The sequence below is a fragment of the Haloferax sp. Atlit-12N genome, from assembly GCF_003383095.1.
Lineage (GTDB): Archaea > Halobacteriota > Halobacteria > Halobacteriales > Haloferacaceae > Haloferax.
Genome location: NZ_PSYW01000001.1, coordinates 26,250 through 41,722, shown reverse-complemented (window position 1 = coordinate 41,722; position 15,473 = coordinate 26,250). Strand labels below are relative to the sequence as shown.

Below are 15,473 nucleotides of genomic sequence, written 5' to 3'. Positions count from 1 at the left end.
CGACGATTCACGCCCGACCCGCCGACGCTCCGAGGGGTGGGCCTGATGGCGACGACGGACATCAACACCGCCGACACCGCCCGCGACGTGCAGACCATCGACGGCGTGGTCGACGTCATCGCGAGCACCGCGCCCGAGATTCGAACCGGCCTGCCCGGCCGCCGCGTCGCCGCCGAAGACGAGAACCCGAGCGGCGAGACGCAGATGGCCGCCGACGTGTTCGCGGACGACCTCCTCTGCGAGCGCATCGGTGCGCTCGAAGGCGTCGGCGAGTACGCCAGCGAAGAGCGCCCCGAATCCGTCGACGTGGGCACCGGTCGGCTGTCAGTCGCGGTGGACCCCCTCGACGGCTCGTCGAACCTGAAGCCGAACAACACGATGGGGACCATCTTCGCGGTGTACGAGTCCCCGCTTCCGGCCCACGGCCGCGACCTCGTCGCCGCCGGCTACGTTCTCTACGGCCCCGTCATGACGATGGTCGTCGCCCGCAACGGGACCGTCGACGAGTACGTCATCCACGACGACGCGAGCCACGAGCTCGTCCGCGAGGACGTCACCCTCCCCGACGAGGGGTCGGTCTACGGCTTCGGCGGCCGCGTTCCCGACTGGACCGACGACTTCGAGGCGTTCGCCCGCGAGGTCGAACAGGACGCCTCGCGAAAGCTCCGCTACGGCGGGTCGATGATCGGCGACGTGAACCAGATTCTGACCTACGGCGGCATCTTCGCGTACCCCACGTTGGAGTCCGCGCCCGAGGGCAAACTCCGCGTCCAGTTCGAGGGCTACCCCATCGGCTACGTCATCGAGACGGCCGGCGGCGCGACCTCCGACGGCGCGAAGTCGCTCCTCGACGTGGACAAAGACGACCTCCACGCGCGGACCCCGATGTACGTCGGCAACACCGACCTCGTGGCGAAACTCGAAGCGGCGCTGGACTGAGCGTGCGCGACCGACCCGTCTACTCACGGGTCTGACGTGCTGGGCACGCCGGACGTGCCGACTGCAGTAACCGCACCAACCGCATCGAGCGAACTGAAACGACCGGGCACACTCGTTTTCCACGGACTCCGCAGTCGATAGCGACTGGTCTTGGACCAGTCTCAGACCAGACTGCCACCGGCCTCCAATGGGCCGACTGGCAAATCGTGCATGGAAAACCATTTTGAATACGGTGGTGCATCACCGAGTATGAAGGTCAGAATCGGCGACGGCGCGACCGGCGACGAGGCCGAGGCCATCGCCAGCGCGCTGGCGCGACACCTCGGGACGGACGTGAACGTCTTCGTCGGCGACGGCGAGGAGGCCGTCGCGGACGCCGAACCGCCCGCGGACGCCTTCCCGCTGGACGACGACATGGGACCCACAGAGCGCGAGGAGAAACTCCGCGAGGAGATTGCGGACGTCCTCGGCGGCGGGCCCGAGAAGTACAAACAGCGACTGCCGGAGTCCGGCAAACTGTTCGTCCGCGACCGCCTCGACCTCTGGTTCCCGGAGGGTCTGAAGTTCGAAGACGGCAAGTTCGCCAACTTCGACTCGTGGCACGAAAACTCCCCCGAGGTCGACGAGGCGGACCCGAACACCCGCTTACCGGGCGACGGCCTCCTCACGGGAGCCGCCGAGTTCGAGGGCCGCGACCTCCACTTCATGGCCAACGACTTCACCGTCAAGGCCGGGTCGATGGCCCGCCGCGGCGTCGAGAAGTTCCTCCGCATGCAGCAGCGGGCGCTCAAGACCGGCAAGCCGGTGCTCTACCTGATGGACTCCTCGGGCGGTCGCATCGACCAGCAGACCGGCTTCTTCGCCAACCGCGAGGGCATCGGGAAGTACTACTACAACCACTCGATGCTCTCGGGGTACGTCCCCCAGATATGCGTCCTCTACGGGCCGTGTATCGCCGGCGCGGCCTACACGCCCGTCTTCGCCGACTTCACCATCATGGTCGAGGGGATGTCCGCGATGGCCATCGCCTCGCCGCGCATGGTGAAGATGGTCACCGGCGAGGAGATTTCCATGCAGGACCTCGGCGGCGCGCGGATGCACGCCGAGGAGTCCGGGAGCGCCGACCTCGTCGCCCGCGACGAGGCGCACGCCCGCGAACTCGTCTCGCAACTCGTCACCTACCTCCCCGACAAGGCCGGCGAGAAGCCGCCGCGCTCCGAGTCGAAACCGCCGCGGTACTCGCCCGACGGCATCGACGAACTCATTCCCGAGTCGCCGAACCGCCCCTACGACGCCCACGACCTCATCGAGCGCGTCGTCGACGCGGAGTCGGTGTTCGAACTGAAACCCGACTACGGCAAGGAAATCGTCACCGCGTTCGCCCGCATCGACGGCCGGCCGGTCGGCATCGTCGCCAACCAGCCCACGGAGCGGTCGGGAGCCATCTTCCCCGACGCCGCCGAGAAGGCCGCGGAGTTCATCTGGACCTGCGACGCCTACGAGATTCCGCTCCTCTACCTCTGTGACACGCCCGGCTTCATGGCCGGGTCGCAGGTCGAAAAGGACGCCATCCTGGAGAAGGGCAAGAAGTTCATCTACGCCACCTCGTCGGCGACGGTGCCCAAACAGACCGTCATCGTGCGGAAGGCCTACGGCGCGGGCATCTACGCCATGGGCGGCCCCGCCTACGACCCGGAGAGTGTCATCGCGCTTCCCTCGGGCGAAATCGGTATCATGGGCCCCGAAGCCGCTATCAACGCGGTGTACGCGAACAAACTCGCCGACGTCGACGACCCCGAAGAGCGGGCCCGGATGGAAGACGAACTCCGCGAGGAGTACCGCGAGGACATCGACGCCCACCGGATGGCGAGCGAGGTCGTCATCGACGAAATCGTCCCGCCGTCGAACCTCCGCGACGAACTGGTCGCCCGCTTCGAGTTCTACGCCGACGTGGACAAGTCGCTCCCGGACAAGAAGCACGGAACGGTGCTCTGAGCCGGCTCGACGGTTAATGCTCCGTTTTTCCGGCGGGTAATCTCACAGTAACTGACCTAAGCAGTTCGTACTGAGGACGGCGGCGGTGCTACGGACATCATCGTCGGCCGACTCCCGTTCCGTCCAGCCCATCGCGCCCCGACAGTCTCGCCGCGACATCGGGAACCGTCGCCTGCCGATAGCCCGCCATGAGCCACGAAGTTCCCCTTCCCGAGACGCCCCGAGCGGTACTCGCACACGCGGTGAGCGACGAGCACGTCCTCTGGACCGTGACGATGCTGGCGTTCGTCCTCGACGTGTTGACGACGCTCTACGGACTCGGCCGGGGCCTCGCCGAACTGAATCCCGTCGTCCTCGCGCTCATCCCCGCGCTCGGTCCGGTGGGCGCGCTCATCTCTCTGAAACTCGTCGTCCTCGCGGTCGCGGTGGTCGCGTGGCGCGTCCTCCCCAGTCGCTACCGCGGGGCGATTCCCATCGGTGTGGCCGTCCCGTGGGGCGTCGCCGGGCTGATGAACACCCAGCTCATCCTCGTCACGGTGTTCGGGTAGGCCGCCGGAGCGACTCGACCAAGACGGCCCACGCGAGTCCCGCCAGCCCGATGTCGCGGGCGAGCACGTCGCCGAACAGCCCGCCTTCTACGACGAAGATGACCGCGAGATAGAGACACGTCGCCGACAGCGAGACGGCCGCGACGGCGCTCGCAAAAGCGGTGTAGCGGTCGGCGACGATGGCCGCGCCGAAGCCGACTTCGAGGACGCCGTTTACGAGCATGAACGTCACCGGCGAGACGACGAGCAGCGGCGCGAGCCACGGGACGACGTAGGCCGACCACGAAAGTGGGTCCAGAAGCTTGTGGACGCCCGCGGCGAACACCATCGCGCCGAGGCCGACCCGGGCGATGGTCGCCGGTTCGGGGGCGCGGGCGGCGGCGGAAGCGGTCCGGTCGGCGACCGACGCGGTCCGCGCGGAGAGGCCGTCGAAATCCATATCCGGCTTAGCGACGCCGGGGAGAAAACGGTGCGGGTGGGTGCGGAGGACTTCGTCGCCGACTCAAGAGTCGTCCGCGTCGGCGGCGAACTCGCGTTTCAGCGACAGCGCCGTCCGCTCGAACTCGCAGACGAGGTCGTCGTCCTGGTTGAACACCTCGACTTTCATCGTCACCACGCCGCGCTCGCCGTCGGAGGTCTCGCGCTTGTCGAGGACGGTCGTCTGCGCCCGGAGCGTGTCGCCGTGGAACACCGGGTTCGGGTGGGACACGTCGTCGTAGCTGAGATTCGCCACGATGGTCCCGTCGGTCGTGTCGGGAACCGAGAGGCCGACCGCGAGGCTCATCGTGTAGAGGCCGTTGACCAGTCGCTCGCCGAACTGCGAGTCGCCCGCGAACTCGGCGTCGAGGTGGAGCGGCTGCTGGTTCATCGTCATGTCGCAGAAGCGCTGGTTGTCCGACTCCGAGACGGTGCGGCGCTTTTCGTGTTCGATGGTCTGACCGACCTCGAACTCCTCGTAGTACAGCCCGGTCATGTCGGAACGTGTGATAGACCGTGATAAAATCGTGCCGATCGACCCTCCCGTGTGACAACTATTGCCCCGAGCGAAACTAGATAACAACCATTATAATTATCCACAATAGAGGATTGCGAAAGCGCCCGATAGCGGCCGATTTGTCGGCCTCGGCGGGCGCGGGACAGCGCGTCTGTCTCCCGGCTCAGCCGGCATCCGCCCGGCACGAACCATCATGGCATCCGCAGCACCACCCACCGCGACGGACGACGAACCGACGGAAGAGACAGCCCTCGAGACGGCCCGCCGACAGCTCGAACGCGCGGCGGCGCACCTCGACGTGGACCCCGGCGTCATCGAGCGGCTCCGACACCCGAATCAGGTCCACCGCGTCTCGGTGCCCCTCGAACGCGACGACGGCTCGACCGCGGTCTACACCGGCTACCGCGCCCAGCACGACAGCGTCCGCGGCCCCTACAAGGGTGGCCTCCGGTTCCACCCCGGTGTGACCGAAGCCGAGTGCATCGGGCTCTCGATGTGGATGACGTGGAAGTGCGCGGTGATGGACCTCCCGTTCGGCGGCGGGAAAGGCGGCATCGTCGTCGACCCCAAGGACCTCTCGACCGACGAGAAAGAGCGACTCACCCGCCGGTTCGCAGAGGAGCTTCGGCCCTTCATCGGCCCCACGAAGGACATCCCCGCGCCCGACATGGGCACCGACGCCCAGACGATGGCGTGGTTCATGGACGCCTACTCGATGCAGGAAGGCGAGACGACGCCCGGCGTCGTGACGGGTAAGCCGCCAGTCGTCGGCGGGAGCAAGGGCCGCGACACCGCGCCCGGCCGCTCCGTCGCCATCATCGCCCGCGAGGCCATCGACTACCTCGACTGGGACATCGAAGACACGACCGTCGCGGTACAGGGGTTCGGTTCGGTCGGCGCGCCCGCCGCGCGACTCCTCGACGACGAGGGCGCGACGGTCGTCGCCGTCTCCGACGTGAACGGGGCCATCTACGACCCCGACGGCCTCGACACCCGCGACGTGCCGACCCACGAGGAAGAGCCCGAGGCGGTCATGAAGTACGACGCGCCGCGGAAGCTCTCGAACGAGGAACTCCTCGAACTCGACGTTGACGTGCTCATCCCGGCCGCCGTCGGCAACGTCCTGACCGCCGAGAACGCCCGCGACGTGCAGGCGAACCTCATCGTCGAGGGCGCGAACGGCCCGACCACGTCGGCCGCGGGCGAAATCTTCGAGGCGCGCGAGATTCCGGTCGTCCCCGACATCCTCGCCAACGCCGGCGGCGTCACCGTCTCGTACTTCGAGTGGTTGCAGGACCTCAACCACCGCTCGTGGTCGCTCGAACGCGTCCACGACGAACTGGAGACCGAGATGCTCCGCGCGTGGAACGCCGTCCGCGAGCGCGTCGAGGAACACGACGTGACGTGGCGCGACGCCGCCTACATGGTCGCGCTCGAACGCGTCTCCGAGGCCCACGAACACCGCGGCCTCTGGCCCTGAGCCGGGTCGGCGACGAGTCGATATTTCACCGTTCCCCTCGATACACACAGTATGCCCCGACGCAGCGTTTTGTTCTCCCCCGGCGACCGACCCGAGCTACTGCGGAAAGCCCCCGGCGCGGGCGCTGACGTGCTCGTCTTCGACCTCGAAGACGCCGTCTCGCCCGACAGGAAAGCCGAGGCTCGGGAGACCGTCGCCGCGGTCCTCTCGGACCCCGACTTCGACCCCGACGCCGAGGTCGCCGTCCGCGTCAACCCCGGCGACGCCGGCCACGACGACATCGCCGCCGTCTGCACCGAACACCCGCCGGACGCGCTCGTGGTTCCGAAGGCGACGAGCGCCGACGACGTGACGAGCGTCGCCGGCGCGGCCCGCGAGGTCGGCGCCGACTGTCCCGTCATCGCCATCGTCGAGAGCGCGGCGGGCGTCCTCGCCGCCCCCGAAGTCGCGGCCGCGCCCGACACCGCCGCGGTCGTCTTCGGCGCGGAGGACTTCGCCGCCGACGTGGGCGCGACTCGGTCCGACGAGGGCACCGAAGTGCTGTACGCCCGCGAGCGCGTCGTCGTCGCGGCCGCGGCCGCCGGCGTCGACGCCATCGACACGCTCCACGTCGATTATCAGGACGAGGCCGGACTCCGCGAGGACGCCGCGTTCGGCCGGCGACTCGGCTACGACGGGAAACTCGCCATCCATCCCGCGCAGGTGCCGGTCATCAACGAGGCGTTCTCGCCCGACGACGAGGACGTGGCGTGGGCGAAAAAGGTGCTCCGCGCCCGCGGCGAGGCCGCGAAGGAGGGTCGGGGCGTCTTCGGCGTCGACGGCGAGATGATAGACGCCCCGCTCGTCAAGCAGGCCGAGAACATCCTCGACCGCGCCGGCGAGTCGTACTGAGCGCTCCCAAGCCGGTGCGGTCTCTCGTTGCTCGGATGCTCGATTGGTGGCACATTTTATCAATGGGTATGTGTCTCAATATTGTGGTATGCTAAAATCCCCGCTACGCTTAACCGGATGCCCGGAGCGTATTAGGACATGGCACAAGAGGCGAATCCCTTCGAGAGTCTACAGGAGCAAATCGACGATGCGGCCGCCTACCTCGACGTGCGCGACGACGTTATCGAGCGGCTGAAAAACCCCGAGCGAGTCCTCGAGACGAACCTCGCCGTCGAGATGGACGACGGCGACGTCGAACTGTTTCGCGCCTACCGGTCGCAGTTCAACGGCGACCGCGGCCCGTACAAAGGCGGGATTCGCTACCACCCGAACGTCAGCCGCGACGAGGTGAAGGCGCTGTCGGGCTGGATGGTGTACAAGTGCGCCGTCGTCGACATCCCCTACGGCGGCGGTAAGGGCGGCATCGTCATCGACCCCAAGGCGTACTCCGAGTCCGAACTCGAGCGCATCACCCGGTCGTTCGCCAAGGAGCTTCGCCCCCTCATCGGAGAGGACCGCGACATCCCCGCGCCCGACGTGAACACCGGCCAGCGCGAGATGAACTGGATTAAGGACACCTACGAGACCCTCGAAAACACCACCGCGCCGGGTGTCATCACCGGCAAGGCGCTCTCGAACGGCGGGAGCGAGGGTCGCGTCGAGGCGACCGGCCGCTCGACGATGCTCACCGCCCGCGAGGCGTTCGACTACCTCGGCCGCGACATCGAGGGCGCGACCGTCGCCGTGCAGGGCTACGGGAACGCCGGCTCCGTCGCCGCGAAGCTCATCGACGACCTCGGCGCGTCGGTCGTCGCCGTCTCCGACTCCTCCGGCGGCATCTACGACCCCGACGGCCTCGACACCCGCGCGGTCAAGCAGTTCAAAAACGAGACGGGCACCGTCTCCGACTACGAGGGAACGGAGGCCATCACCAACGAGGAGCTTCTCACCCTCGACGTGGACCTGCTCGTCCCCGCCGCGCTGGAGAACGCCATCGACGGCGAACTCGCCCACGACGTGAACGCGGACATCATCGTCGAGGCCGCCAACGGTCCGCTCACGCCGGACGCCGACGACGTGCTCACCGAGCGCGAGGTCCACGTCTTCCCCGACATCCTCGCCAACGCCGGCGGCGTCACCGTCTCGTACTTCGAGTGGGTCCAGAACCGCCAGCGGTTCTACTGGACCGAAGACCGCGTCAACGACGAACTGGAGCGCGTCATCGTCGACGCCTTCGAGGAACTCGTCGACGCCTACGAGACCCACGACCTGCCGAACTTCCGCACCGCGGCCTACGTCGTCGCCATCCGCCGCGTCGTCGACTCCTACGACTCCGCGGGCAACTGGCCGTAGGGTCGGAGTCAGTCGTCGTCTCGGCGGTTTCGTCCTGCCGTCTCGTCGCTTCGCCGCCTCGTTTTCCGACCGTTTCGTCCGCGCTTCTGTGTCCGCCGCGGTCGCCGATATCGCCGATTTTGTGCATGGTGGTGAATATCACTCGAAGCGTCCGATGCCGGGGGATTCAAGTCGATGTAGGTCGCGTCATTCATCGATGCGTCAGGACCACCTCATCTCCGCGTCGCACCTCTCGCGGGAGGACATCGAGGCGGTGCTCGACCGCGCGGCCGACATCGACGACGACCCGGCCGCGTTCCGGCAACGACACGCCGGGAAGGTTCTCGGGCTCTGTTTCTTCGAGCCGAGCACGCGAACTCGGATGAGCTTCGACTCCGCGATGAAACGCCTCGGCGGCCAGACCGTCGATATGGGACCGGTCGAATCGTCGTCGGTCAAGAAGGGCGAGACGCTCGCCGACACCGTCCGCGTGGTCGAGGGCTACGCGGACGCGCTCGTGCTCCGCCACCCGAGCGAGGGCGCGGCCACGATGGCCGCCGAGTTCGTCGACGTGCCCCTCGTCAACGCGGGCGACGGCGCGGGCCAGCACCCGAGCCAGACCCTCCTCGACCTCTACACCATCCGGGAGAACGCCGGCCTCGACGACCTCACCATCGGCATTATGGGCGACCTGAAGTACGGCCGAACGGTGCACTCGCTGGCCGAGGCGCTGACGAACTTCGACGCCAGTCAGCACTTCATCAGCCCCGAGAGCCTGCGACTCCCCCGGAACGTCCGCTACGACCTCCACGCCTCGGGCGCGCAGGTCAGAGAACACACCGAACTCGACGAGGTGCTCCCCGAACTCGACGTGCTCTACGTGACGCGCATCCAGCGCGAGCGCTTCCCCGACGAAAACGAGTACCGCAAGGTCGCGGGACAGTACCAAATCGACTCGGAGACGCTGGAAGCGGCGGCTGACGACCTCACAGTCATGCACCCGCTGCCCCGCGTGGACGAGATTTCGCCGGACATCGACGACACCGACCACGCGACGTACTTCGAACAGGCCCACAACGGCATCCCGGTCCGGATGGCGCTGTTGGACATCCTCCTCTCCCAAGACCGATGACAGACGACCACCAACTCCGCGTCTCGAAGATTCGAAACGGCACCGTCATCGACCACGTCGCCGCGGGACAGGCGCTCAACGTCCTCGCCATCCTCGGCATCGACGGCACCAGCGGGGAGGCGGTCTCGGTCGGGATGAACGTCCCCTCCGACCGCCTCGGCCGCAAGGACATCGTGAAGGTCGAAGGCCGCGAACTGAGCCAGTCCGAAGTGGACGTGCTGTCGCTCATCGCGCCCGCCGCGAGCATCAACATCGTCCGCGACTACGACGTGGTCGAGAAGAACCGCGTCGTCCGCCCCGACGCCGTCGCGAGCATCATCTCGTGTCCGAACAGAAACTGCATCTCCAACGCCGACGAACCTATCCGGTCCCGTTTTACCGTCCTCTCGGACGGCGTGCGCTGTGACTACTGCGAGACCATCGTCCGCGAGGACGAAGTCGCGGCCAACCTCGACGTGAACTGACCGTTTTTAGGAGTCGTCCGACGCTCTTTTTCCCGCGGCGCTCGCCTGACAGCGGTGGTCCTCGTCGGCGAATTCGACGCCGTCGAACTCGAAGCGCGCGCCGCCGGTCGCCGCCGCCCCGACGGAGACCGACCAGCCGTGGGCCTCCGCGAGCGACCGGACGATGTCGAGGCCGAAGCCAGTCCCCTCGGAGGAAGTGGTGAAACCGCGTTCGAACACCCGCGTGACGATGGCGGCGTCGATGCCGATACCGTCGTCTTCGACCGCGAACGACTCGTCGGCGGCCGACGCGGTGACGCGGACGGTCAGCGGCGAGGGCCGCCCGCCCGCGGAACCGTGATCTACCGAGTTCCGAAACAGGTTCTCGAACAGTCGCTGGAGCCGACCGGGGTCGGCGTGAACCGTCGCGGACGACTCGACGACGAGCGTCGCCTCGCCCGTCTCGACCGTGTTCCACGCCCGGTCGGCGACCGCCTCGACCGAGACGGGCGCGAAATCGATGACCGCCTTTCCGCTTCGGGCCGCGGCAAGCACGTCGTCGACGATGTCGCTGATGCGCGCCAGCGAGGTCGCGACCCGTTCGAGGTTCTCGGAGTCGTTCGTCTCCCGCTCGAGGTCGAGAAAGCCTACCGAGATGGAAAGCGGGTTCCGGAGGTCGTGAGAGAGGACCCGCGCGAACTCGCCGAGGCGCTCGTTTTGCTGTGCGAGTTGCTCTTCGTGTTGCCGACGGGTGGTGATATCGCGGCCGACGCCGCAGAACCCGACGACGTCCCCCTCCGGTCCCGTGAGCCGGCGACCGGTGAGTTGGAACAACAGCGTGCCGTCGTCCGTCGGGAGCCGCGCTTCGACGACCGTGGTTCCCGTTCGGATAACTTCTTCGACGGCGCGCTTGACCGCCGGCTGGTCGGCCTCGTGGAAGAACGCGTCGGCCGACATGCCGGTGAGTTCGGCGTCCGACAGGCCGGTCAGCTCCGAGAGTCGCTCGTTCCACGAGACGAGGTTCCCCTCGCGGTCGTAGACGTAGAACACGTCGTCGAGCGCGTCGAGCGCGTCCTCGATGAACCACCCCGTCTCGACCGACTCACCGACCCGCTCGACCGTCTCGCGGGCGGCCCGCTTCTTGCAGTGTTCGCAGGCGAGTCGCCGGACTCGCGACCCGAGCGCGTCGGCCGGGTCGGTGGCGGCCTCGGTGTCGTCGGCGTGGTCGTGCTCTTCCCGTCCGAGGAACTCCTCGCGGACGAGGTACGCGCCGATAGCTAAATCGACCAGTTCGGTCACGGAGTGGTCGGCGTCACCGGGTGCGAGGAAGACGACGGGGAGGTCGTCACCGGCCGTGCGAATCTCGCGGAGCAGGGAGACGGCGTCGCCGTCGGGAAACGCCGAACCGAGAACGAGACAGTCGTACGCGTCCTCGCCGTCGAGGGCACGGCGAGCGGCAGCGAGTGTCGCGGCCGAGTCGACGACGGCGTTCGGGACCGACCGCTGGGCGACCCGGGAAATAGCGCGGTCGCCGTCGGCGGAGAGGACGCGGAGCGGAGTATCGAGTTGCATCGGGCGGGGCGGGGAAACTGAACGACTGACGGAATGCCCTCAGATAAGATAACGTTTCTGCGTATTCTGTCACTTAATTAACTCCTGTTCGGAACGTGCATCCAGTTTTTAAATCGCTCGCCGCATTTGCCCCGGTGTCGTAATCACTTAGTGCAGTGCGGTCGAAGTTCTCGGCATGTCCAAGAAGGCCAAACTGGTTCTGGTACTGGCGCTCGTGGCGGTCCTCTACACCGTGTTCTCCGGGAGTGGAGACACCGTCGAAGTCGAAATCGAAGAGTAACCACTTTCTCGCGTGCTCGGCCGCGTTCGGCCGGGTTCGCCTCACTCGCGGCCGGCCAGTGACGACGCCCGAGGAGGAGGTACACGCCCGAGAGCGAACGACTTACCCGACGTCCGCGCGAAGGCGGAGCCATGTACGGGGTCGTCACGCGCAACGAAGAGGAAGTCGACTGGCCGGAGTTCGACCGCGGCTTCTACGAGGTCAAGGACGTCACCGGTCGGGCGGCCGAACCGCTGTCGAACGCCGTCAACATGATATCGTGTTTCGGCGACAACGCCGCCGCCAACGAGAGCCCCGAGTTGGTCCCCGTCGACGGCGAGGGGAACCCCGCGACGCGGGACCGCACGTACTTCGACTGGGCGTACATCTGCCCGACGAACGAGAAGTACCGCGCCGGCCTGCTCGAAATCGTCGAGGACGCCGCCGCGGCAAACGGCGACGTGCGCCTCGACGACGTGGGATTCCCGCGTGACGAGTACTGCCGGTGTGACCGGTGTACCTCGCAGTTCGAGGCGTGGGCCGACGACCGCGGCCGCGACGCCGACGACGAGGACGCCTGGTTCGAGTGGCGCGCTGAGGTCATCACTAACTTCGTCGCTGACGCCGCCGAGCGCGTCCCCGGTCGCCTGTATCTCACGCTGTATCCCGACCCCTATCCGGGCCATCTCTACCGCCGCGCCGGCCTCGATATCGAGGCGCTCTCGGCGCACGTCGACGAGTTCGTCGTCCCGCTCTACGACACCAACTACGGGACGACCTACTGGCTCGAAACCATCGCCCGCGGCTTCGTCTCGCTTCTGGAGCCCTACGACGCCGACTTCTCGCTCGAACTGTACGCCGTGAACGTGGACGTGGACGACCTCATCCACGCCATCGAGGTCGCAGACGAGTACGCGAAGGACGTGCTGTTCGGCTACGACGCGAGCAACGCCGCCGCGACGCTCCGCCGGATGACCGCCGATGGCTCTCGCGGGAAAACCTACCACCCCGACGACGCGACCCGCTGAACCGACCGCTGTTCGCCGTCCCGAACCGCGGGGACGGAGGGGTCCCTCGGGAGCGTCAGAACGCGCCGGCGAGGTAGCCGATGACGACGATACCGAGGAGGAAGACGAGCGCCGCGAACGCGAACAGGGCGAACATGAGTCGCCGCTGTCCGCTCGTCGGTTGTGCCATGGGCGTTCTCCGGACCGCATCCACTTATCATAGTCGCCGCACGGGACAGTCCCGTCCGGGCGGTCGAACTCCGGCCGAAAAAACGGGGCTCTGTGCGGGTCGGCTACGGGACGACGTAGCCGCCGTCGATGACCATCGGGTGGCCGGTGACGAACGACGCGTCGTCCGAACAGAGGTAGACGACCGCGCTGGCGATTTCTTCCGGTTTGCCGAGACGACCGATTGGCTCGTCTTCGAGCAACCCCGCCTTCGCCTCGTCGTTGCCGGCGGTGAACCGCTCTATCATCGGCGTCTCGATGACACCCGGACAGACCGCGTTGACGCGGACGTTCTCGGTCGCCACTTCGAGCGCCGCCGAGCGGGTCAGCCCGATGACGCCGTGTTTGGCGGCGTAGTAGTGCGCGAGGTTCGCGCCGCCGGTCAGTCCTGCCACGGAAGACGTGTTGACGATAGCGCCGCCGCCGTTCTCGACGAGGCGCGGAATCTCGTACTTCAGCCCGAGGAACACGCCGGTCAGGTTGATGTCGATGACCCGCTGGAAGTCCTCGATGGACATCTCGGCGATGGGGCCGGGCGTCCCCTCGATGCCCGCGTTGTTGTGCGCGAAGTCGAGGCCGCCGAACTCGCTGACCGTCCTGTCGACGAGGCTCGCCACGTCGCTTTCCTTCGAGCTATCGGCTTCGAAGAAGACGGCCTCGCCGCCCTCGCTTTCTATCTCTCGGACGACCTGCTCGCCGGCGTCCACCTGCACGTCCGAGAGCGCGACCATCGCGCCCTCCTCCGCGAACCGGAGCGCAGTCGCCCGTCCGATACCCGACGCCGCGCCCGTCACGAGCGCGACCTTCCCGTCGATTCCCTTCATGATATCACCACGACCCGCCGGCCGTCTGGGCGGCGCAGTCGTGCGTGCCAGTAGGTGTCACTCGAAAATAACGCCTCTTCAGGAACGCGTGACGCTCTCTTGACCGAGAAAAACAGATTTCGTCCGCTCTCGCCGACCGACGGCTCAGTCGAGGTCTTCGATGGGCTCGGCGTTCCCGAAGTACGGGTCGGGGCCGTCGCCGGGAGCCGCCCACTCGACGGCGTTGTCGAGGACGGTCCGAACCTCTTCCTGCTCGTAGATGGGGTAGGTCTCGTGGCCCGGCCGGAAGTAGAAGACGCGGCCCTTGCCGCGGGTGTAACAACAGCCGGAGCGGAACACTTCGCCGCCCTCGAACCACGACGTGAAGACGAGTTCGTCCGGCGCGGGGATGTCGAACCGCTCGCCGTACATCTCGGCGCGGGGGACCTCGAACGACTCGGGAAGCCCGTCGGCGATGGGGTGACCCGGCTCGACGACCCAGACGCGCTCTTTCTCGCCCGACTCGCGCCACTTCAGCGAGCAGGTCGTCCCCATCAGGCGCTTGAACGGCTTGGAGTAGTGTCCCGAGTGGAGCACGAGCAGACCCATCCCGTCGCGGACGCGGTCGACCACGCGGTCGACGATGTCGTCGTCAACCTCGTCGTGAGCCTTGTGGCCCCACCACGCCAGCACGTCGGTGTCGTCGAGGACCGACTCGGTGAGCCCGTGTTCCGGTTCGTCCAGCGTGGCGGTCTGTACGTCGTAGCCGGCCTCGCGGAGCCCCTCGGCTATCGTCGCGTGGATACCGTCGGGGTAGATTTCGGCGACCTCGTCGTTTTCCTTCTCGTGTCGATACTCGTTCCAGACGGTGACGGTGACCATACTCCCGCCGTCGCCGGGCGGCGACAAGTATGCACCGAACACGGAGCCGGACCGTGGCGGTCGCCCACCGGGGCAGCTACTTCCCTTCGAACGCCGGTTCCCGACGACTCATGAACGACTCCACGCCCTCGGCGTGGTCGTCGGTTTCGAACATGACCGCCTGCGCCGATGCCTCGTGTTCGATAGCCGCTTCGATGGAGTCGTCGGGGCGGCGGAGCAGGCGCTTTGAGGCGGTGAGCGCTTTCGTCGGGCCGCCGGCGATGCGCTCCGTGAGGGCGGCGAGTTCGGATTCGAACTCGTCCTCGCCCGCGACGCGGTTCACGACGCCGAGTTCCAGCGCCCGCTCGGGGCCGAGTTTCTCGCCCGTGTAGACGAGTTCCATGGCGACGTTGCGCCCGACGAGTCGCGGAAGGAGGTACGACAGCCCCGAATCGACCGCGAGACCGACCCGGCGGAATCCGAATCCGATGGAGGCGTCTTCGCGGAGGAGTTGGAGGTCGCAGGCGATGGCGAGCGCGCCGCCCGCACCCACGGCCGGGCCGTCGATGGCCGCGACCGTCGGCAGGTCGCACTCGTAGACGCGGCGCACGCAGTCGGCGGTGTCGCGGACGACGTGGTCGACCGCCTCGGGGAGCGTCATCGCGTCCGCCTGTAGCTCTAACATGGCGTTCACGTCGCCGCCGGCGCAGAACGCGCCCGCCTCGTCGCTCCCGCGGAGGACGACACAGCGCGCCTCGTCGGGGAGCGAGTTCAGCGCCTCGCGTACGCCGGCGGTGACGTCGACCGTCAGCGCGTTCCGAACCGCCGGAGCGTCCAGCGTCACCGTCGCCACGCCGTCGGCGAGCGCGAGCCGTACCGCGTCGGAGTCGAGTTCGACCTCGGTCATCTCCCGGTTCGACGTGCAGAATCGTGAAAAACGTTTGGACCGT

At 67.3% G+C, this 15,473-nt stretch carries 15 protein-coding genes; 9 read left to right on the top strand and 6 right to left on the bottom strand.

Annotation, left to right across the window (positions count from 1 at the left end):
• Window positions 1–45 precede the first annotated feature (45 nt).
• The 3 genes from C5B90_RS00215 to C5B90_RS00205 all read left to right on the top strand — a co-directional run bounded on the left by C5B90_RS00215 (window position 46) and on the right by C5B90_RS00205 (window position 3,482).
• A complete protein-coding gene (locus C5B90_RS00215; protein WP_115880497.1) occupies window positions 46–939 on the top strand; it encodes a class 1 fructose-bisphosphatase in 894 nt (297 codons plus the stop codon).
• A gap of 249 nt (window positions 940–1,188) precedes the next feature.
• On the top strand, window positions 1,189–2,934 hold the full coding sequence (locus tag C5B90_RS00210) for an acyl-CoA carboxylase subunit beta (RefSeq protein WP_115878131.1): 1,746 nt from the start codon (window positions 1,189–1,191) through the stop codon (window positions 2,932–2,934).
• A gap of 188 nt (window positions 2,935–3,122) precedes the next feature.
• Window positions 3,123–3,482 carry a DUF5658 family protein gene (locus C5B90_RS00205; RefSeq protein ID WP_115878129.1) on the top strand — a complete coding sequence of 120 codons (360 nt, stop codon included), beginning with the start codon at window positions 3,123–3,125 and terminating at the stop codon, window positions 3,480–3,482.
• On the opposite strand, the gene C5B90_RS00200 is transcribed toward C5B90_RS00205, so the two are convergent.
• Together C5B90_RS00200 and C5B90_RS00195 are read right to left on the bottom strand one after the other, a co-directional pair.
• Window positions 3,466–3,921 carry a DoxX family membrane protein gene (locus C5B90_RS00200; RefSeq protein WP_115878127.1) on the bottom strand — a complete coding sequence of 152 codons (456 nt, stop codon included), beginning with the start codon at window positions 3,919–3,921 and terminating at the stop codon, window positions 3,466–3,468. The two genes, C5B90_RS00205 and C5B90_RS00200, sit on opposite strands and share 17 nt — an antisense overlap.
• Window positions 3,922–3,984: 63 nt before the next feature.
• Window positions 3,985–4,485 (bottom strand): MaoC family dehydratase, encoded by a 501-nt coding sequence (locus C5B90_RS00195; protein WP_342764726.1) that lies wholly within the window; start codon window positions 4,483–4,485, stop codon window positions 3,985–3,987.
• Window positions 4,486–4,669: 184 nt separating this feature from the next.
• Here C5B90_RS00195 and gdhB point away from each other — a divergent pair, with 184 nt between their 5' ends.
• The 5 genes from gdhB to pyrI all read left to right on the top strand — a co-directional run bounded on the left by gdhB (window position 4,670) and on the right by pyrI (window position 9,814).
• Window positions 4,670–5,956, top strand: coding sequence for a glutamate dehydrogenase GdhB (gdhB, locus tag C5B90_RS00190; RefSeq protein WP_115878123.1), 1,287 nt, complete (start codon window positions 4,670–4,672; stop codon window positions 5,954–5,956).
• Between the two features lie 51 nt (window positions 5,957–6,007).
• A complete protein-coding gene (locus C5B90_RS00185) occupies window positions 6,008–6,847 on the top strand; it encodes a CoA ester lyase (protein ID WP_115878121.1) in 840 nt (279 codons plus the stop codon).
• Window positions 6,848–6,985: 138 nt separating this feature from the next.
• A complete protein-coding gene (locus C5B90_RS00180) occupies window positions 6,986–8,239 on the top strand; it encodes a Glu/Leu/Phe/Val dehydrogenase (protein ID WP_115878119.1) in 1,254 nt (417 codons plus the stop codon).
• 196 nt (window positions 8,240–8,435) lie between these two features.
• Entirely contained in the window at window positions 8,436–9,350 is a 915-nt protein-coding gene (gene pyrB, locus C5B90_RS00175) for an aspartate carbamoyltransferase (protein WP_004977050.1), read from the top strand.
• On the top strand, window positions 9,347–9,814 hold the full coding sequence (gene pyrI, locus C5B90_RS00170; protein ID WP_004977049.1) for an aspartate carbamoyltransferase regulatory subunit: 468 nt from the start codon (window positions 9,347–9,349) through the stop codon (window positions 9,812–9,814). The genes pyrB and pyrI overlap by 4 nt, the downstream gene beginning before the upstream one ends.
• 6 nt (window positions 9,815–9,820) lie before the next feature.
• On the opposite strand, the gene C5B90_RS00165 is transcribed toward pyrI, so the two are convergent.
• Window positions 9,821–11,365, bottom strand: coding sequence for an ATP-binding protein (locus C5B90_RS00165; protein WP_115878117.1), 1,545 nt, complete (start codon window positions 11,363–11,365; stop codon window positions 9,821–9,823).
• Between the two features lie 411 nt (window positions 11,366–11,776).
• On the opposite strand from C5B90_RS00165, the gene C5B90_RS00160 reads away from it, so the two are divergent.
• Window positions 11,777–12,652: a hypothetical protein gene (locus C5B90_RS00160; RefSeq protein WP_115878115.1), complete on the top strand. Its 876-nt coding sequence runs from the start codon at window positions 11,777–11,779 to the stop codon at window positions 12,650–12,652.
• Window positions 12,653–12,924: 272 nt separating this feature from the next.
• Here the strand turns inward: C5B90_RS00160 and C5B90_RS00155 are convergent, their stop codons facing one another.
• The 3 genes from C5B90_RS00155 to C5B90_RS00145 form a co-directional block, all read right to left on the bottom strand.
• Entirely contained in the window at window positions 12,925–13,683 is a 759-nt protein-coding gene (locus C5B90_RS00155; protein WP_115878113.1) for a glucose 1-dehydrogenase, read from the bottom strand.
• 144 nt (window positions 13,684–13,827) lie between these two features.
• Entirely contained in the window at window positions 13,828–14,544 is a 717-nt protein-coding gene (locus C5B90_RS00150) for a ThuA domain-containing protein (RefSeq protein ID WP_115878111.1), read from the bottom strand.
• Window positions 14,545–14,620: 76 nt separating this feature from the next.
• Window positions 14,621–15,430 (bottom strand): enoyl-CoA hydratase/isomerase family protein, encoded by an 810-nt coding sequence (locus tag C5B90_RS00145; protein ID WP_115878110.1) that lies wholly within the window; start codon window positions 15,428–15,430, stop codon window positions 14,621–14,623.
• Between the last annotated feature and the right edge of the window lie 43 nt (window positions 15,431–15,473).

Bases quoted from the DNA above. Each gene is read 5' to 3' on its own strand.
- C5B90_RS00205 (WP_115878129.1), top strand. From the start codon at position 3,123: ATGAGCCACGAAGTTCCCCTTCCCGAGACGCCCCGAGCGGTACTCGCA.
- pyrI (WP_004977049.1), top strand. From the start codon at position 9,347: ATGACAGACGACCACCAACTCCGCGTCTCGAAGATTCGAAACGGCACC.
- C5B90_RS00150 (WP_115878111.1), bottom strand. From the start codon at position 14,544: ATGGTCACCGTCACCGTCTGGAACGAGTATCGACACGAGAAGGAAAAC.
- C5B90_RS00210 (WP_115878131.1), top strand. From the start codon at position 1,189: ATGAAGGTCAGAATCGGCGACGGCGCGACCGGCGACGAGGCCGAGGCC.
- C5B90_RS00185 (WP_115878121.1), top strand. From the start codon at position 6,008: ATGCCCCGACGCAGCGTTTTGTTCTCCCCCGGCGACCGACCCGAGCTA.
- C5B90_RS00145 (WP_115878110.1), bottom strand. From the start codon at position 15,430: ATGACCGAGGTCGAACTCGACTCCGACGCGGTACGGCTCGCGCTCGCC.
- C5B90_RS00180 (WP_115878119.1), top strand. From the start codon at position 6,986: ATGGCACAAGAGGCGAATCCCTTCGAGAGTCTACAGGAGCAAATCGAC.
- C5B90_RS00165 (WP_115878117.1), bottom strand. From the start codon at position 11,365: ATGCAACTCGATACTCCGCTCCGCGTCCTCTCCGCCGACGGCGACCGC.
- C5B90_RS00200 (WP_115878127.1), bottom strand. From the start codon at position 3,921: ATGGATTTCGACGGCCTCTCCGCGCGGACCGCGTCGGTCGCCGACCGG.
- gdhB (WP_115878123.1), top strand. From the start codon at position 4,670: ATGGCATCCGCAGCACCACCCACCGCGACGGACGACGAACCGACGGAA.
- C5B90_RS00160 (WP_115878115.1), top strand. From the start codon at position 11,777: ATGTACGGGGTCGTCACGCGCAACGAAGAGGAAGTCGACTGGCCGGAG.
- C5B90_RS00215 (WP_115880497.1), top strand. From the start codon at position 46: ATGGCGACGACGGACATCAACACCGCCGACACCGCCCGCGACGTGCAG.
- pyrB (WP_004977050.1), top strand. From the start codon at position 8,436: ATGCGTCAGGACCACCTCATCTCCGCGTCGCACCTCTCGCGGGAGGAC.
- C5B90_RS00155 (WP_115878113.1), bottom strand. From the start codon at position 13,683: ATGAAGGGAATCGACGGGAAGGTCGCGCTCGTGACGGGCGCGGCGTCG.